The 17,917-nt window shown below is 42.7% G+C and carries 14 protein-coding genes and 3 pseudogenes; 6 read left to right on the top strand and 11 right to left on the bottom strand.

The genetic code is table 11. The features are described 5' to 3' along the window. Window positions 1-287: 287 nt before the first annotated feature. Window positions 288-440 (bottom strand): hypothetical protein, encoded by a 153-nt coding sequence (locus MAE_RS34150; RefSeq protein WP_012266584.1) that lies wholly within the window; start codon window positions 438-440, stop codon window positions 288-290. A gap of 168 nt (window positions 441-608) precedes the next feature. Then, window positions 609-1,797 (bottom strand): annotated as a pseudogene (locus tag MAE_RS16390) (RNA-guided endonuclease InsQ/TnpB family protein). Between the two features lie 478 nt (window positions 1,798-2,275). Between MAE_RS16390 and MAE_RS16385 the strand changes: the two are divergent. The 4 genes from MAE_RS16385 (at window position 2,276) to MAE_RS16370 (ending at window position 4,930) form a co-directional block, all read left to right on the top strand. Then, a complete protein-coding gene (locus MAE_RS16385; RefSeq protein ID WP_012266582.1) occupies window positions 2,276-2,635 on the top strand; it encodes a YtxH domain-containing protein in 360 nt (119 codons plus the stop codon). Continuing rightward, window positions 2,636-3,001, top strand: a complete 366-nt coding sequence (locus MAE_RS16380; protein WP_002735843.1) for a hypothetical protein — start codon at window positions 2,636-2,638, stop codon at window positions 2,999-3,001. Between the two features lie 246 nt (window positions 3,002-3,247). After that, the gene (locus MAE_RS16375; RefSeq protein WP_012266581.1) at window positions 3,248-4,054 is read left to right on the top strand and encodes a TPM domain-containing protein; all 807 of its coding nucleotides are present in this window, start codon (window positions 3,248-3,250) and stop codon (window positions 4,052-4,054) included. 171 nt (window positions 4,055-4,225) lie between these two features. After that, window positions 4,226-4,930, top strand: a complete 705-nt coding sequence (locus MAE_RS16370) for an LmeA family phospholipid-binding protein (RefSeq protein ID WP_012266580.1) — start codon at window positions 4,226-4,228, stop codon at window positions 4,928-4,930. A 402-nt stretch (window positions 4,931-5,332) separates the two neighbouring features. Here the strand turns inward: MAE_RS16370 and MAE_RS16365 are convergent, their stop codons facing one another. The 3 genes and pseudogenes from MAE_RS16365 to MAE_RS36505 form a co-directional block, all read right to left on the bottom strand. Beyond that, on the bottom strand, window positions 5,333-6,571 hold the full coding sequence (locus tag MAE_RS16365) for a DUF445 domain-containing protein (RefSeq protein WP_041804165.1): 1,239 nt from the start codon (window positions 6,569-6,571) through the stop codon (window positions 5,333-5,335). 35 nt (window positions 6,572-6,606) lie between these two features. Beyond that, window positions 6,607-7,305: a bifunctional demethylmenaquinone methyltransferase/2-methoxy-6-polyprenyl-1,4-benzoquinol methylase UbiE gene (gene ubiE / locus MAE_RS16360; protein WP_012266578.1), complete on the bottom strand. Its 699-nt coding sequence runs from the start codon at window positions 7,303-7,305 to the stop codon at window positions 6,607-6,609. 126 nt (window positions 7,306-7,431) lie between these two features. Next, window positions 7,432-8,496 (bottom strand): annotated as a pseudogene (locus tag MAE_RS36505) (MBL fold metallo-hydrolase). Between the two features lie 131 nt (window positions 8,497-8,627). Between MAE_RS36505 and MAE_RS16345 the strand changes: the two are divergent. Further along, window positions 8,628-9,911, top strand: coding sequence for a class I SAM-dependent methyltransferase (locus tag MAE_RS16345; protein ID WP_041804164.1), 1,284 nt, complete (start codon window positions 8,628-8,630; stop codon window positions 9,909-9,911). 124 nt (window positions 9,912-10,035) lie between these two features. Here MAE_RS16345 and MAE_RS16340 read toward each other — a convergent pair whose 3' ends face one another. From MAE_RS16340 to MAE_RS16315, 6 genes and pseudogenes are all read right to left on the bottom strand, one after another. Beyond that, on the bottom strand, window positions 10,036-11,016 hold the full coding sequence (locus MAE_RS16340) for a DMT family transporter (RefSeq protein ID WP_002796998.1): 981 nt from the start codon (window positions 11,014-11,016) through the stop codon (window positions 10,036-10,038). A 67-nt stretch (window positions 11,017-11,083) separates the two neighbouring features. Then, window positions 11,084-12,127: an AI-2E family transporter gene (locus MAE_RS16335; RefSeq protein WP_041804163.1), complete on the bottom strand. Its 1,044-nt coding sequence runs from the start codon at window positions 12,125-12,127 to the stop codon at window positions 11,084-11,086. Between the two features lie 29 nt (window positions 12,128-12,156). Continuing rightward, window positions 12,157-13,017: a shikimate dehydrogenase gene (locus MAE_RS16330; RefSeq protein ID WP_012266573.1), complete on the bottom strand. Its 861-nt coding sequence runs from the start codon at window positions 13,015-13,017 to the stop codon at window positions 12,157-12,159. Window positions 13,018-13,082: 65 nt separating this feature from the next. Further along, window positions 13,083-13,460, bottom strand: a complete 378-nt coding sequence (locus tag MAE_RS16325; RefSeq protein WP_012266572.1) for a hypothetical protein — start codon at window positions 13,458-13,460, stop codon at window positions 13,083-13,085. Between the two features lie 311 nt (window positions 13,461-13,771). Then, entirely contained in the window at window positions 13,772-14,788 is a 1,017-nt protein-coding gene (gene glsA / locus MAE_RS16320; protein WP_002796994.1) for a glutaminase A, read from the bottom strand. Between the two features lie 38 nt (window positions 14,789-14,826). Beyond that, window positions 14,827-15,129 (bottom strand): annotated as a pseudogene (locus MAE_RS16315) (glycosyl transferase group 1); the annotation flags it as partial. Window positions 15,130-16,157: 1,028 nt separating this feature from the next. Here MAE_RS16315 and MAE_RS16310 point away from each other — a divergent pair. Next, window positions 16,158-17,765, top strand: coding sequence for an MFS transporter (locus MAE_RS16310; protein WP_012266569.1), 1,608 nt, complete (start codon window positions 16,158-16,160; stop codon window positions 17,763-17,765). Window positions 17,766-17,917: the final 152 nt, after the last annotated feature.

The raw sequence follows: 17,917 nt of genomic DNA, 5'->3' as shown, positions 1-17,917 counted from the left end.
CAATTTGAAGAGAGATAGGCTTTTAGTGGCTTGGAAACAAGCTTTATCAATTTATTCATAATCAATATTGGCAGAGGATTAAAGATTAGTTATTGTCACTAACTCTTTTGATTAGAAAAAGATAAACTTGAGAATTTTCATTCAAATTTATTGACTCAAAATCCGCTGTACTTAATTTAAATGAATCAACCCTATAGGGTTGGGGGGGGGAGATTGGGCTAATCTAAGAATAAGCAGTTTAAGTAGGGTTTGCTGAATAAATCTAAAAACCTTGTTGGGTAAGACTTTTAGACTTTTTTTCCCTCAAAAAGTGCCAACCATTGGAGTGATCGGGGGTAAAATTCAGGTACTTTTTCCCTGAAAATTAGGTAATTGACCCCCTCAAAATCGGTAAAACCCCACACCCCACACCCTATCCCCACGAAAAACTTTTTCAGCAAACCCTAAGTACGTCTTAGCTTACTGTATTTAAACTGCCTCTTGAGAATTTTAGTACAAATGCTCAAACTACCTCTCCCCGCTCCGCAGCTCCGGCGCTCATAGACAGTCTTAACCAGTGATTTAGTTTGACATCCTCACCGCCGTAAACGGACGGTGATTCCCAAACCTCACGATTTAGGTTTCTGCTTCTTTCCCGAAGGATTTTTCGCACCTGCCTTAACAGATTTACTCTGTTCTGGTCTTATGGTCGCTCTACAGACTGACACCGCAAGCCCTGCGGCCAAAATGTTTTTACTGGCGTTAATATCTCGGTCATGGTGAGTCCCACAGTCTGGACAGTCCCATTCTCGAACATTTAACGGCATTTTCAAGGGCAATATACCCACAATTACTACACCTTTTAGAGCTAGGAAACCATCTATCTATTTCGATGTAATTTCTCCCATACCAACGGCATTTATAGGCTAATTGTCGAGTGATTTCTCCCCAACTTACATCAGATATTGCCTGAGATAACTTGGGGTTTTTGACCATATTCTTGACGGCTAAATTCTCAACCACAACCGTTTGGTTTTCACGAACTAATTGAGTGGTTAGCTTATGTAAATGGTCTTTTCTACTATCAGTAATTTGAGCGTGAATCCTTGCTACTTTGATTCTCGCTTTTTCCCGATTTTTTGACCCTTTCTGTTTTCGAGAAAGACTTTTAGATGCTCTTCGCAGTCTCCGATAATGCTTGTTAAAATGCTCAGGATTAGATACTTTGTCACCATCGCTGGTAATCACGAGGCTACTAATTCCTAAGTCAATTCCAATGGCTTTATCTGTTACTGGTAATGGCTTAATCGTTGGGTCATCAAATCTTATTGAGATATGCCAACGTCCAGAAGGATGTAATCTGACCGTTACTGTACTTGGTTCACAAGCTTCTGGTATTTGTCTTGACCATCGAATAGGTAAAGGTTCTGTGCATTTGGCTAAATAGATTTGTTTGTCTTTGAACTTAAAAGCAGATTTAGTAAATTCAGCACTTCCTCCTTGATGTTTTTTCTTAAAGTTAGGATACTTAGTACGACCAGCAAAGAAATTAGTAAAAGCTGTTTGTAGGTGTCTTAACCCTTGTTGTAAAGGTACACAGCTTACTTCGTTTAAAAAGTTTAATTCTTCTTGTTTTTTCCAATGGGTTAGCATTGAAGAAGTTTGAGCGTAGCCTACTCTTTCTTGCTTTTCGTACCAAGCTTGTGTTCGTTCGTGGAGAGCTTTGTTGTAAACTAATCTTACACAGCCCAATGTGCGCCGCAATAGCCACTCTTGTTCTGGTGTTGGGTAAAATCGAAACGAATAGGCTTTTTCCATACCTCACATTTTAGCATATATTTCGTAAATGTGCTAATATTTAACAGTAAAGCCGTCGTAGAACGACGGGGTTTCAGACCCAAATTTTCGATGATAGCCGTCCCCGGCAAGAGCGCCTACCGACCCTAAAAAATTAATTTGGCCAGAAGTCTATGGAAAAAATTTCATAAACCCCTTGACAAAAGCAGCGGATTGTGTGTAATATAAATATCGTGTGAGGAGTATAAGTTCAGCATAAGAGGAACCTTTGGGGTCGAAACACGGCAAGACTCCCAGAGGTTCTTCTTTTTCACTTCCTTATTGGCTCAAAGTCAGCCATAAAATCAGGTCTTACCCGATCGCTAGTTTTTTCTCAAGTTATCCCTTCTAGGTCTGTTTTTGCTTACCAAGAGCAACAGGTCAAAATTTTTGCCGAAGAAACTGCACAAGAGAAGTGTAATTGCTCGTAAAATTGGGAATTAAGTACAAGGGCAATCCTATGGCAGATAACAATAACGGTAACGGTGGCTTATTCGTCGTCGGGGTTTTAGTGGGCAGTGCGATCGGGGCAGTGGCGGGTTTATTAGTAGCGCCCAGATCTGGAAAAGAAACCCGTCGAATTCTGCAAAAATCCGCGCGGGCTTTGCCTGAATTAGCCGAAGATCTGACCACGACGATGCAATTGCAGGCCGATCGCCTATCGGAATCAGCCAGGCGTAATTGGGATGATACTTTAATGAGATTAAAAGAGGCGGTGACAGCCGGAATCGAAGCTAGTCAAAGTCTAGCCACGGACAATCCCTCCCCTGACTCGCAAGAATCCCCCCAGGGCGATAATCAACACTCGAATCACTACTAAATGACCGAACCTATTTTCTGGCTAGGATGTTCTTTACTGCTAGTCGCCGTTAGTTTAACGGCGGTTTTCATCGCCGCTTTACCTGCTCTGCAAGAGTTAGCCCGGGCAGCCCGCAGTGCCGAAAAATTATTCGATACCCTCCATCGGGAATTTCCCCCGACTCTAGAAGCAATTCGCCTAACAGGGGCGGAAATCAGCGAATTAACCGACAATATCGATGAAGGGGTCAAAAGTACCCGCCAAGTTGTCCAAGGAGTCGATCGCAGTCTCGGTAGTGCTAAAGCTGGTCTTAGCAAGCTCGATCGTGGCAGCCGTCGCCTCTTGATCGGTTTTAAAGTCGCTTGGAATACTTGGAAACGCAGTTAAGCAGATGGGGCAGTGGGGTGTGGGGAAATGGGGGAGTGGGGAGATAGGGGAATTTCAACTAATACCCCAACTCCCTAAAACCCCAACTCTCAACTCCTGACTCCTGATGACCGACTCCTGATGACCGACTCCTGATAACTGGGTGACTAAAGTTGAGAATTCCCTTAAGATAAAGTAAATAAGTGTAAAGAAACTGAAAGTTAGCCTACACCCTTGCTGAAAAAATTCTCATTGTCTAGAAGTGCTATGCTCAATCGTTTTTGCCGAGGAATCTCGATCGCTCTTGTAATTGGTGTCATTAGCTGTCTTGGTTGGATTATCTGCCCAAATCAAGCTCTAGCGGTGAATAATCCCGAATTACTGCCCAATCAAGCCACTCCGATCGTTGATTTAGCCAATTATCTACCCGCAAAACAGGAAGAAGCATTAATCCGAGATATCGAGACATTTCAAGGGGAAACGGGCTGGAAAATGCGAGTTTTAACCCAATATGACCGCAGCCCTGGCCGGGCAGTGATTAATTTCTGGGGATTGGATGATAAAAGTATTCTCTTAGTGGCCGATGGTCGGGGGGGTAATCTACTATCTTTTAGTATTGGCGATGCCGTCTATGAATTTTTACCCCGCACTTTTTGGATCGAGTTACAGGCCCGTTTCGGTAATATGTATTTTGTCCGGGAAAATGGCGAAAATAATGCGATCGTACAATCCTTAGACACGGTAAAAGGCTGTTTAGTTAAAGGTGGTTGTGCGGTAGTCCCCGGTTTACCGAGGGAACAGTGGATTTTAACTTTAATTACCTCAATTGTCGGCGGTTTAGTCTTCGGTTTTGCCGGTATTCCCCGCAAAGAAGGACAGGTTTTCGCTTGGCAATGGGTTTTAATTGTCTCTCCCCTCTGGTTTATCCTCTTTGTTGCTTTTGGCATTGGACCGGTGGTTACTCGCACCAGTGAATTACTGCCCCTTTTCCGCAATTTAATCGGTTTTGCCCTTGGGGTTTTAGTCGCCTATCTTTCCCCTCGTTTTAATTCCCTCAACGCCTCAAAAACCTAAAAATTAGCGGCTTTTCAGTGATCAGTAATCAGTAATCAGTAATCAGTAATCAGTGAAAAGAAAGTAGCGAAGTTTTTACCTATAACTGATACCTGACGGCAGCCCCTCATGGTTCGATCGATCTAGCTCTGTTACAATTAGAAACATTGTGGAGTGAGTGAGATAACGTTTATGTGGGTCAATACTCAAAGTGAGATTATTAGTAAGGTTTTGCCGACAGCAGTACGTCTGTTCTTAAGAACGCAAGTAGAACAGATAGAAGATTTAGAAATGCAGCTGCAAGGTCATGATCGGCAAATTTTGCGCGGTTATATCCCCGGGGTATTTTTAGCCGTAGGAAAAGCGATTTATCAGGGTTTACATCTGGGTAAAGCGCAATTAAGAGGGGAAAATATCCGTCTTAATATCGGGCAGGTTTTGCGAGGGAAACCCCTAAAAATTTTGGAACCTATTCGGGTTAGCGGTGAGGTAGAAATTAACGAGCAGGATTTAAATAATTCGATCGCCTCGACTATTTTAGTTAATGCTTTGGCCGATTTACTAATTTTTTCCCTAGAAAATAACGGAGTTGTTAACGCCAGAGAAATTATCTCACAACAGCGTTTTAACTGGAAAAATGTTCTCTTAAATCAGGGTTATTTCTGTCTTCTCGGCCACAGAGAAACAGGTGCGGAAGTAATTTTTAGCGCTGATATTACCCTAGAAGATGCCCGCACTTTAGGGATTAGTCCCCGACAATGGCAAGGTTTAGCCCCAGATTTATCTATTGATTTGCAACCCTTTACCGTCGATTTAGGCAAAGATGTGGAGATTAAATCTTTTATTCTTGACGATCAAACTCTTTTCTGTCAGGGAAGTTTTTTGATTTTACCTTAAAAATAAACGGGATAATTGCGGGTGTTTAACTTAGTTTAACCCACCTAATTAGGGTGTGCTGAATAAAGGTGAAATGTAGGCAAGGTAAGGGTTTTGTGGCTTTTCTCGCGAAACAGGTGCAAGATTTTGAGAGAATCGTGCTTCAAAACCTTGCGTCTTCATCGGCCCGCGTCCTGTAGGGGCGAAGCATTCGGATAAAAAATCTACGGTTTCACCGATAGGTTATTGCCCGAATGCTTCGCCCGTACTTTTTGCCGCAAACCCTAATTAGGGCTTGCTGAATAAATCTAAAAACCTTGTTAGATTAAGGCTTTTTCAGGGGGAAAATTCACACCCCACACCCTACACCCCACACCCCACACCCTGCCCCCACCAACAAACTTTTTCAGCAGACCCTAATTATTACCCCGGATTCTGTGCGATTAAAATAATTGTTTGCATTAGTCCGACTAGAAGACCGAGAATACCACCGAGATTAACAATTCCCTGTAATTCCTGTTTAACAATGCCTTGAATAGCATTTTCCAGATCGGCGGGGGAAGTGGCATTCACCCGATCGCGGATCACCTGATCGATGTTGAGAATCGGGATAATTTGGGCGACTAATTTCTCTAAATCTTCCTCTAAATAACGCTCTAAAATTAACGCTAACTCTTGACTAATTACCCCTAATGATGTAGTCATTGACACCGAGGATTGCAGACGATTAATAATTAAATTAGCGATTTGATCCCAGTCGATCGTTTGTCCAAAATCTTGCAGAAATTGTTCGCCACTTTCTTGAATATAAATTCGCACCGTATCCCTGGTGGTTTTACGCAATTGTCTGACGGTGGAGATAGGTAAATTTTGTAAAGAGATACTTTGTAACCAGTTTTTCAGACGATTACGCATCTCTAAAGATAGTAATAATTCTTTGATTCTGGTATTAGCTAAATCCTTTTCATCAAGGCAAAAAGTGCGTAAGCGGGCGAGGGCATTGCGTAAACCGAATAAATTGGCTACTACCCAATAGGTTCCACTGGTTTTTTCCCGAAATCCTTCATCGATAACTTGAATATTGCGATCGGTTAAAAAATCGATTAAAGCTAGACGGATAACATCAGCAGGTAGGACAGTTTCTAATAGCCAATCGGAGAATTGTCGCGCCTGTTGTTCACTGAGAGAAAATTCTAAGACTAGGCGATCAAAAATTTGATTGATCTGTTTTTCTAAAAAGTCCTGCCGTCGGGCTAAAACTTTTAGTAATCTCGCTAAAGATTCCCCGAATAAATCGTGAAGAATCGCCGCCAAAATCTCGGCTGTTTTTGCTTGCCGATCGCCTTTTATTTGTTTTAAAGCTAATTGTAACAGCCAGAGGATCGCCCCCTGTACCCTTTCGGTGTCGAGGAGTCGTTTAGCCAGTTTTTGTAGTTCCTCGGGGGTTAACAGGGAACCCATGATCGTATCCGATACCCGGACAGCTAATCGATCTTGATTGCGAGGAATTAACCCCGGAGTGAAGGGAAGAGGACGCTTACCGATATAAATCGCCTTGTAGGGACGAAATAGCATTTTTATGGCTACATCGTTCGTAAAATAGCCAATAATTGCCCCCGCGATCGGCGGTAAGATCCATGTCCAAAGAGTAGGGAGATTCAATTTAGCAGCAAAAAATAAACGGAAATGTGAGTAAGTTATTTCTTCAAGACTAACACTCCCATCAGTCCTGCTAGGAGTGGATAGTGAACGGCACCGGAAAATCCCGACCGATAGCCTAATTTTACCTGTTCTCGGCCCTGGGGAAAGCGATCGATACTGGGACTAATATAAGCGTACTGGTCAGTTAAGCCGTAGCGCTCGGCGGCGGGAACGACGATATGATCGAGATACCAGTTTTGGAATAGTTTGGCGATGGTTTGGGTAGGTTGATGGAAGTCAAGAATCGCCGCTTTAGCACCCGGTTTCAGGACTCGGTATAATTCCCCCAGACATTGGGTAATATCGACCACATTGCGTAATCCATAGCCGATAGTGGCACAATCAAAGCTAGAATCGGCAAAGGGTAAATTGAGGGCATCCCCTTCCATCCAGTTAATATTAGTGGCGCTAAAACGTTGACGGGCGATTTTTAATTGTTGTGGGGAAAAATCTAGTCCGATCACTTTGCCGGTTTTACCCACTTGTTTTGATAATAGGTTAGTCAGGTCGCCGCTACCACAACAGATATCGAGAGCAAAATCCCCTTTTTCGGGTTGACACCACTTGACTGTCATTAATTTCCAGACGCGGTGTAATCCTAAACTTAATTCTTGATTAAGGCGGTCATATTCGGGAGCGATCTGATCAAAAATTGCTTGTATTTCTGTGGAGTTAGGTGAGGATTGATTGGACATTTTTATAATATAGCACCAGAGAAAATCCCAGATGAAGTTATACCATTCTATCCTATCTGCGCTCACGGAGATAAGCTGTTGACCATCTACAGCAGTTATCTTCATGGTGGGGAACAGTGACTTAGATTACACTTCATCTATCTGATCATCTCCCGGCCGCAATTCGATCGAAAGTCCTTCCCGGGCGAGAATAGTTTCAGGGAAAATCTTTCTTGCCTCTTCCCCAATGCGATCAAGAAAATCGTCATTATGGGCGGGATCGTGATGAAATAGAACTAACTGCTTAACTTGCGCTGCCCGGGCGATTTTGACTGCCTGCTGCCAAGTGGAATGACCCCAACCCACCTTAGAATACTTAGGATCGTTGTATTCCTCATCGGTGTAGGTAGCATCAATAATCATCACATCCGCTTGCCGGGCTAAAGCCAGAACGTTATCATCAAAGCGATCGGGAAAATGTTCGGTATCGGTAATATAAGCTGCCGATAAACCCTGCCAATTTACCCGATAACCCACCGCTTCTCCTGGATGATTTAAAGGACGGGTTTCGACGGTGACATCCCCACAGTGGAGGGTTTCGCCCATTTCTAGATTATAAAATTCTAAATCGGCCCGCATAATCTGCAAAGGCACGGGAAAATTGGGATGTGACATCTGATCGTGTAATTTTTGCTTGATGGTTGCCCCGTTGGGGGAGGGAACTGCGTAGATTTTAAAAGTATTGCCCCGGATAAAAGCAGGGATAAAAAAAGGGGTTCTTCGTTACTTGGTATGGTTCGATAGGGGGTCATAAATCGACTAAATCCTTATCTGGTAAGAGACTTAATTGATTAGTTCGCTCTAGATCAAAAATAATTGACAAAAATCGCTAAATGCCTTTCTATATAAGGGTTCCATCCCTTATAACCCCCGTCCATTGCATAACAATTACCGAAGAGCCAAAAAAGGAAAACCTTGAATATGATCCCAATGGGAGTGGCTGAAAAATAAATGGGCTTTCGCTGGACTTTCTGCCATCAAAGACTGTCCTAGGATGCGTAACCCTGTACCACCGTCAAAAATTAATCTTTCTCTACCGACTTGCATCTCCACACAGGAAGTATTACCACCATAACGAACGGTTTCCGAACCTGGACAGGGAATACTCCCCCGTACTCCCCAAAATTTGATCTGGAAGCAGTTGTAGGGCATATCAGAAGTTGGTCTACTTGTGCTGATGGGCTAATAGATCAGATTAGCACTCTTCCACAATTAAGGCAGTGACTTCATCCCTAACACAACGATCTATGATTAAGGGTGAGGATCGTCACTTTTGCAAGAGCATGGATTTACAGAAATTCTTAGAAAAACTGCCCCAACAGTATCAGGATTGGGGATCGCCTTTGATGTCGCCTATTTCCGAGCAATTAACCCTTTTAAGCGAAAAAACCGCCTCCTATCCCGATCGCAATCTCTTTCCCCTGCTCAATCTCGCCGTTGCCTGTCTGCAACCGGACGAGGTTTACTGTCAAGTGGGTTGTTTTCGTCGCGGTAGTTTAGTCGCCGCTTTCTGCGATAATAGCGATCGCTGCGGTTATGGCGTAGAAGCTTTTTTTAAATACGATCCATCGGGAGAAAAGCTAACTATATTATCTGAGGATTTGGAGGATTTTCAACTATCAGAACAGATATTTTTAAGCGATCAAGAAACGGAAAACTTTTTCGATGATCTCGAAGAATTAAACAGTGAAGAAAAGCTGGGAGTTTATTACTACGATGCCGCCGAAGACTATCGATCGCTTTTGATCTCCTTACTTTTAGCCAAAAAATTCTGGTCTGATTCCGCTTTAATTATCATCAATAAATGTCAGCATCCTGCTCTCCAACAGGCGATAAAAGATTTTATTAAAACCCATCCCCAAGCCCAGATAATTTTAGATGATCAAGTCGCTAATCACGGTTTGCTTGGTTTGAAAAATATTTGTTTATTAGCTTGGAATGCTCCCCCAGAGATAACAGCGCTAAAATCCCCGAAAAAACTGGTTTTAAATGTGGGTTGTGGTCCCTATAATCCCGAAGCTTTACCCCAACTATTCCGCGATGGCAATTGGCAAGAAATTCGCCTCGATATCAATACTGCTGTTAACCCTGATATTTTAGGAACTATTACCGATTTAAGTGCCGTTCCCGATAACTCCGTCGATGCGGTTTTTTCTAGTCATAATCTAGAACATATTTATCATTACGAAGTTCCCATCGCCCTAGAGGAATTTAAACGCATTCTTAAACCCGAAGGCTTTTTGATGATCGTGGTTCCCGATATGCAAACTGCCGCCGAATTTGTCGCTAGAGGCGATATGGAAAATGAACCTTTATATATTTCTCCCGGAGGTCCCGTGCGCGCTTTGTGGATGTTTTACGGCATGGGAACAGAAGTTCCCGGGATGCCCTATATGGCTCATAAAACTGGTTTTACCTCTCAAAATCTCAACCGGAAATTACAAGAAGCAAATTTTGCCAGAGTCGAGGTAATTCGGACGGAATTTGAGTTAGTTGCTTTTGGGTATAAATCAGAGATTGGGGATAGGAAAATGGGGAAATGGGGGGATAGGGAAATAGGGGGATAGGGAAATAGGGGGATAGGGAAATAGGGGGATGGGGAAATGGGGAAATGGGGAAATTTTAACTAATCCCTCAAAACCCTAAAACCCTAAAACCCAACACCCAACACCCAACACCCAACACTCATGTTTACTTCACGGAAGCAGAGGAAAGATTAGCAAAAATTGCTCGCACTTGTGGGGCGATTCTTTCCCTTTGATTGATTAAATAAATACTAACGAGGGTTAAAGATACCCCCACCCATTGCAATACACTTAACATCTCACCGAGGAATAAATTCCCGAAAGTGAGGGCAAAAACCGGAGTTAAAAAAGTTAAAGAACTTAAACTGGTTAAATTGCCCTTGGCGGCTAAATAAAAGAATATTCCATAGGCGATCGCACTACCAAAAATCGTGGCATAACTTAAAGCTAACCAACCATTCAAATCGATATTCTGCCATTGATGGGATTCTCTGAAACCTGAAGCTAAAAATAGCGGCAATCCCCCTAAAATCATGTGCCATCCTGTGGCGCTGACGGGATCCGCATGACGACAGACAAACCGGATTAAGACTGTTCCCACCGCCATGGATAGGGAAGCCAAAAGCATCAGCATTTCGCCGCTATTTAGTAATTCTTGCCAGCTAAAGTCAATATTTACCGCTTTTTGTCCAAAAAAGTCATAAAACCATTGATCGGGCAAGCCAATTAAACTAATTCCCCCAATTCCTAAACCCAATCCCAACCACCCCCAGACACCGATAACTTCTTTAAATAGCCAACTCGACATTAAAGCCACCGCTAGAGGTTGAGAGTCAATAATTACCGATCCTAACCCTGCCCCGGTGCGATTTAATCCCAATGCCAGAAAACCTTGAAAAAGAGTGGCATCCATCAGAGCAAAAAGGGCAATCCATAGCCACGCTTGCAGGGTTTTGGGCTGAGGACGACCTAAAAACCAAGCTACTATTAAAACTAACATTCCGGCGGGAACAAGGCGAATTGCCGCCATAAATAGGGGGGTAGTATGGGGGATAACACCCTTCATCGCTACCATCGCTGTTCCCCAGAGAAAAAACGGTGAGATAAATAAGAGGGGCGAGGATTTCTTTAAATCTAGGTTTTCCATAGGTAGCGATCGAGTTTTGTGGATAACAAATTTCTCTAATTGTATAGTAGAGACTGGGTATCAGCCCTTAATTCTCTTGACTTTCTCCTAACTGATTTTCCTCTAAAGCTGTTATTGGTTTTTCTTCGCTCGATCCGATCCAGATCGCAATCATTCCGGCGATAGGAATGGAGAGAAAAATTCCTAATAATCCCGCAACTCTTTCGCCGATAAAGAGAGATAAAAATAAAATTACTGGGTTTAATTCTAGGGCATTGCCCATAACTTTAGGGCGAAGAATATTATCTTGAATTTGCACCAAGACAACACAGACAATAAAAGCTTTAACGGCAATTGCTAGTCCCTGGGAGGTAAAAGTCAAGATAGTTACCAACAAAATGCCCAGGGTTGCCCCGACACCCGGGATAGCATCGATAACACCGAGAATGCTCGCTAAAATTAGCCCATATTTGATTCCTAATAGGGAAAAACTTAAGAAACTCGTCACGGATAAAAAGAGCATTAACAACAGTTGCCCGCGAATAAATCCCAGAAAACTTTGTCGAAAAGACTTGGCAAAACGCTCCCGGTATGCTATGGGGAGAAGTTGCAAAAAACTTCGCCAGAGTTTATCACCGTCGATGAGCATATAAACACTGATCACCGCCCCGAAAATGCCCGTAAAGACACTGGAAAAAACTCCCTGTACGAGCGATAAACCCGTGGCTAAACCGGTTTGTAAGCTTCCCACCATTTTATTTAAATCTAATCGATCGAGAAAGTCTTGAAAGGGTAAAAAATCTTTTTGACTAAGGGCATCGGTAAGATTAAATAGTAGTCCTCTCCCCTGATTAACCGCTTCTAATCCTATGCCTGTGACTAATCTAAATAGGAGGATAAAAGCTACTAGGGTGGTAATAGCAATGGCTAGTCCTCTCGGTAGATAACGGGATAACCAAACCACGGGATAATTTAATAGAGCGGCCAGGACTGCCGAACCAGTAAAAATAGCGATCATCCCGTAGAAATAGTTAATTAAGATAATTAGACTCCAGCCACAGCCAAATAATAATAGATAGCGCACTAGAATCGAGTTATTCAGAGTTTTCCAAAAGGAGCTAGAAGGGGTCATAAATCAAGCCAGAAATAGAACTTTAGCATTTAGAATTGTTTTAACAAAGCTTCCCGCATGACCGAGACGGGGACGGGTTGACCTAACCAGATTTCTAGTGCGATCGCTCCCTGATTAACTAACATTTCTAACCCATCAATAATTCTTATCCCTCTAGTCCGGGCCAACCGCAGAAATTTGGTCGGCCGGGGATTATAAATTAGATCGTAGGCGATCGCCGATGGCGGTAAAAGGTCTAATAATTCTAACTCAACAGGGGATTGTTCGCCCTGGGGGGACATTCCGATCGGGGTAGAATTAATCAGGAGTTCTGTGGTGGATACCAGCCCCTCTAATTCGTCCCAGCTATGCACTTCTAGGAGGTCATAGAGGCTTGTATTCGCCCAACTTTCTTTAAAAGGATCTAATTTCTTTTGATTGCGTCCTACCACATGAATTTCGCCACAGCCCAACTGGGCGCAAGCCACCACCACCGCCCGGGCAGCGCCGCCATTGCCTAAAATAACTGGATTCACCTGACTCCAATCTTTGTCAAGGGATTTCAAGGGTGCGAGAAAGCCATCCACATCGGTATTCGTTCCCTGCCAGCCGGTTTCCGTGCGCCAGACGGTGTTAACTGCGCCCACTAGCCTTGCTTTCTCCGTAATTTGCGATAATAAGGGAATAATTGCTAATTTATGGGGAATTGTGACGCTAAAACCCTCTAGATCAATGGCGGACAAGCCAGCGATCGCAGTTTCTAAATTTTCCGGGGCGATAGGTAGGGGAAGATAGACATAATTTAGCCCCAAGGCATCGATAGCGGCATTGTGCATGGGGGGAGAAAGAGTATGGCCGATAGGATCGCCGATTACGCCTAATAACTTGGTTTTTCCGTTAATAATGGTCATAAAAAAAGGTGGGCTTTCCCCACCAAAGTTTGCTCTCAAGGGTGGCCAATGCTCACCTTACTATACTATTTCTTGATTTCGCGGGCCATTTTCAGGAAAGGATTGATACTGTCATCGTTAGCGCGACGAACGTTATCATTAGTACCATTAGCTTTACTATTAGCCTCGGAAGTCGCCGATTTTGCCACAATACCGTTATCGGTGACTTTGCTGACTTCCATGGAAGAAATCTGTTTAATCGATTCGCCACCCTTTTTATTCGAGGCAGTTTTCGGGAAAGTACGTCGGATCGTGATCGGTGTCCGCATAAAGTCGATATCACCGAGAGTTTTAGCGTCATCGGGTTCCAAGTAAAAAGCCTCTTGCGGTTCCGGTGCGCTCAGATCCATCGGTTCATCGACGTATTTCGTCTTATTGCCAAACAGGCCAAAGAATCCAGCCATTTTCTCGCTCTCCTAAATAAATATATTTACCATAAATTGCTGCTGATTGTTAAATCATATCAATATTTATGACAAAAAGCTAGGTAGCCATCTTCAATCAGTGATCAGATTTGAGTTTTCAGTTCACTGATTACTGTTTACTGTTCACTGTTCACAACAGAAAACTCTCCACTTCCCCACACCCCAATTCATAATTCATAATTCATAATTCATAATTCCCCCTTGCCCTACTAGGGGTTGGGGGGGTCTTGCCTCTTGCAAGAGTGCCTCATCTCAACAAGCAATTTAAATTACGAACAGCTTACAGCCTATCAACTATTGCCTTCAAGCCATGTTTTTAAATCTCGTTCTGGTTTGGCCACATTGAATAAATGTAAACCAAAATCCTCTGAAATATTTTGACAAATTTTCACTCCTCTGATGCTGTTGCCTTTTTCATCTAAAAGGGGCGAAAAAGTTCCAATTCCTAACTGATGGGGAACTACTGCCGTAATTCCGCCCCCGACACCGCTTTTTGCCGGTAATCCTACCCGATAGGCCCATTCTCCCGAAGCGTCATACATTCCACAGGTAAGCATAACACTGATCACATCTTGAACGTAGTGTTCATCGATCGCCCGTATTCCTGTGATGGGGTTGACACCTCCATTAGCCAAGGTAGCGGCCATCAGGGCTAAATCGTGAGCATGGACGAGGATGGCGCATTGTTGACAGTAAAGGTCGAGGGTTTCTTCAATTTTATCGCTGACCATGCCAAAATTTAGCATCAGATAGGCCATGGCCCGATTACGATTGCCGGTGGATTTTTCCGAGAGAAAAACGGGGACATTAATCTCGTGATCCCTACCCGTATAGCGTTTAAACATTTCTAAAATACGTTTTAGCCTTTCTGTGGCATTCTGTCCGGTGATTAAATCCGTGGTAGCGATCGCACCAGCATTAACCATAGGATTATAGGGACGATTGGTTTTTTCATCGAGAATAATCGAGTTAAAAGCTTCCCCCGTGGGTTCAACACCGACTTTACTATTAACGTATTCCCTTCCGTGATCTTCTAGAGCTAATCCAAAGACAAAAGCTTTAGAAATCGATTGTACTGTAAAGGTTTGCTGACAGTCTCCCACCTCAAAAATCTGACCGTCAGTGGTAATTACCGAAATACCAAACCATTGTGGAGCTGCTAGGGCTAATTCAGGAATATAATCGGCGATCTTACCCGTCTGTAAATCAGAGTATTTGTCGTGAAGATAGTTAAGATAGTTGCGAAAAGGATAGACCAACTTTTGACCAGAATTGACCGGACTAATAAAATCTTTTGGGGAAGCCATAGAGGAGTATAGCAGTTATCTTAATAATGAGTGACAAAGAGGGGGGCTAAATTTATATGACCACAAAAAACCCGTTGGGGACGTTTCCGGAGGAGAGAAACTAGAAACTTAAGGGCTAATTGAATGCGTCCGAGAGTTGCTGAGTTATTTTTCAGGTAATGAAAGGTAATACCTTGATTTTTGAAAGGATTAGGACAATCAGGGGCATCCCGCAGTAAAAAAACCTCGGCCGCCTCGCAATCGGGCAAAGTGAGATAAGCTTGCAGGACATCCTTGATATATGATTGAATACCGCCTTCTTGGGAAAAAATCTCTAAAAATAGGAAGATATGAGGCATCATAGAACGTCAGCGTCAAAAAGTTTTAGGTTTGGCGAAAAAATTTTCCCCGATCTCTTATCTGTACTATCACACTTTCTTGATCTATTTCGATCGTCTCCCCAGTAATAGATCCTAACCGCTAACAGTCCGAAAAAGAACAATCTGGGCGATCTTCTCGCTTGTAAGTAGGGAGGCACAATTATTTGTAGGATGGGTTAGCGGTAGCGTAACCCATGCGGGAGTTGGGTTTCATGCTTCAACCCAACCTACGTTCATCTTATATTTAATTCCACCCACCTACTTAGGGTTGGCTGAATAAATCTAAAAACCTTGTTGGGTAAGACTTTTAGACTTTTTGTCAATCAAAAAGTACCCGGCATGGGAGTGATCAGGGGGAAAATTCCGGGACTTTTTCCCTGAAAATTAGGTAATTGGCCACCTCAAAACCGGTAAAACCCCACACCCCACACCCCACACCCCACACCCTGCCCCCAGGAAAAACTTTTTCAGCAGACCCTACTTAACTGCCAGAATAAGGGGAATTCCGATGCTGATAGCTAAAATAACTGATATTAGTCAGTTTAGCTCATAATGCTGGTCAAGGCGATAGATAAAAAGTGAAGGACGGGGAAATAGTCAGAATTTTCCGGGATGCCAAAGATCAAGCTATTTCTTTGTCCCTTGTGTCATCGGGGAATCTTCCCTTTTAACGCTAGATAGGGTTTGCTGAATAATGGTAAAACCCTTTTAAAATAAGGCTTTTGACCTGTTAAAATCCGATGTTCATGCTGCGAAAATCCGATTGGGACTCTCAAAAACCTTGCATTATCCCTCTCGTAGTACATAAATTGGTACAAAAAAAGAGGGCAACAAAGCCTGAAACGACCAGCTACTGACTCCTGACTCCTGACTCCTGACTCCTAACCCCACCAACAAACTTTTTCAGCAAACCCTAGATATTTTCAGGAATTACTAGAGACAAAAAAAATTAAAGTTCCTCAACTGCTCCCAGAACAGTTAAGCTTATTTTAGTCTCTATAATTGCTTTTATGGCTCATTTGACTTCTGAAAGACTCAATTTAACCACAAAAATCGCCTATGGTGCGGGGGATTTGGGACCGGCTATCACTGCCAATATCTCGGTATTTTACCTGCTATTTTTCCTCACTGATGTGGCAGGATTATCGGCAGGATTAGCTGGTAGTGTGCTGATGGTGGTGAGAATTTTCGACGCTATTAACGATCCGATTATTGGCATGTGGAGCGATCGAACTCGTACTATCTGGGGTCGTCGCTTACCATGGATGTTATTGGGGTCGATTCCCTTCGGAATTAGCTATTTTTTACTGTGGTTAATCCCGACTAATAACCAATTATGGCTATTTTTATATTATATTTTTATCGGCATTATCTTTAATTTAACCTATACAGTAGTCAATCTTCCTTACCAGGCACTCACCCCTGAATTAACTTATGATTATAATGAGAGAACCCGCTTAAATAGTTTTCGTTTTGCCTTTTCCATCGGGGGCAGCATTCTCTCATTAATTCTCTATATTATCGTCTCATCGTCCTATGCCAACGATCTCCATCAAGCTTTTTTATTGTTAGGTGTAGTTTGTGCTTTAATGTCGATTATAGCAGTTATTTGGTGCGCTTTAGCTTTACAAGAACGAGGAGCAAAAGCGATTCTCAATTCTCCCCAGAAAAAAGTTTTGGCAATTGCTTTTATAGTTATCGGTGCGCTTTCCTTGGTCTATGGACTAGGAAAAATTGGGGTGAATCCCAGAGACTTTATCGCTATTTCCACAATTTTATTAGGAATACAAGGGATAGTTTCGGGGTTAACCCTTTACTATGGCAAAACTGAAAATCATCTCAAGGATAGCGCAGCAATTAAACAGAGAGAAGCGGATAATAATACCGAAACTATTCCCCTGAAAGAACAATTAAAAATAGTTTTTGGTAATCGTCCCTTTTTATACGTTATTGGCATCTATCTTTGTGCTTGGTTAGGAGTACAATTAACCGCCTCGATTTTGGTTTACTACGTCGTCAGCTACATGAGACTATCGGAAGCAGAATCGGGTTTAGTCGCTTTGGCAGTACAGGGAACAGCTTTAGTGATGTTATTTTTCTGGCAAGCAGTTAGTCAGAAATTAGACAAAAAGATAGTCTATTTTTTAGGGATGACATTCTGGATTATTGCCCAAATTGGTTTATTTTTGCTCCAACCAGGAGAAATAACTTTAATGTATGCTTTGGCAGTTTTGGCGGGATTTGGCGTATCTGTGGCCTATTTAATTCCTTGGTCAATGGTTCCCGATGTGATTGAATTAGACGAATTAGAAACAGGAAAACGTCGAGAAGGTATTTTTTATGCTTTCATGGTACTTTTGCAAAAAATTGGTCTAGCTTTGGGGTTATTTCTTGTCGGTATTGCTCTAGAAACATCGGGTTTTAAACCGAGAATCCCAGGAGAAGCAATTCCCCTGCAGCCAGATAGTGCTTTAATAGCAATTCGCCTAGCAATTGCCCCTTTACCAGCATTTTTTCTGATCATTAGCTTAATTCTTGCCTATTTTTATCCAATTACTCGCCAAGTTCACGCCGAAATTTTAGACCAATTAGCAACAAGAAGACAACAGGAAAAGTAAACATCAGTTTTTTGAGAAACACTGTCAGTTAAACCCCGTAATAATTTTTCTTCTTCAGGTTCCAATCGTTTTGTAAATTATCAAGACAAAGTTATACTAAATCCGTTGAGTATAGGCTACATATCAGGATAGGCACTCATGCAAAAGGGGAA

Source organism: Microcystis aeruginosa NIES-843 (assembly GCF_000010625.1).
Taxonomy (GTDB): Bacteria; Cyanobacteriota; Cyanobacteriia; order Cyanobacteriales; family Microcystaceae; genus Microcystis; species Microcystis aeruginosa.
The sequence above is the reverse complement of the archived record's forward strand: the minus strand, read 5'-3'. Positions and strand labels throughout refer to the sequence as shown.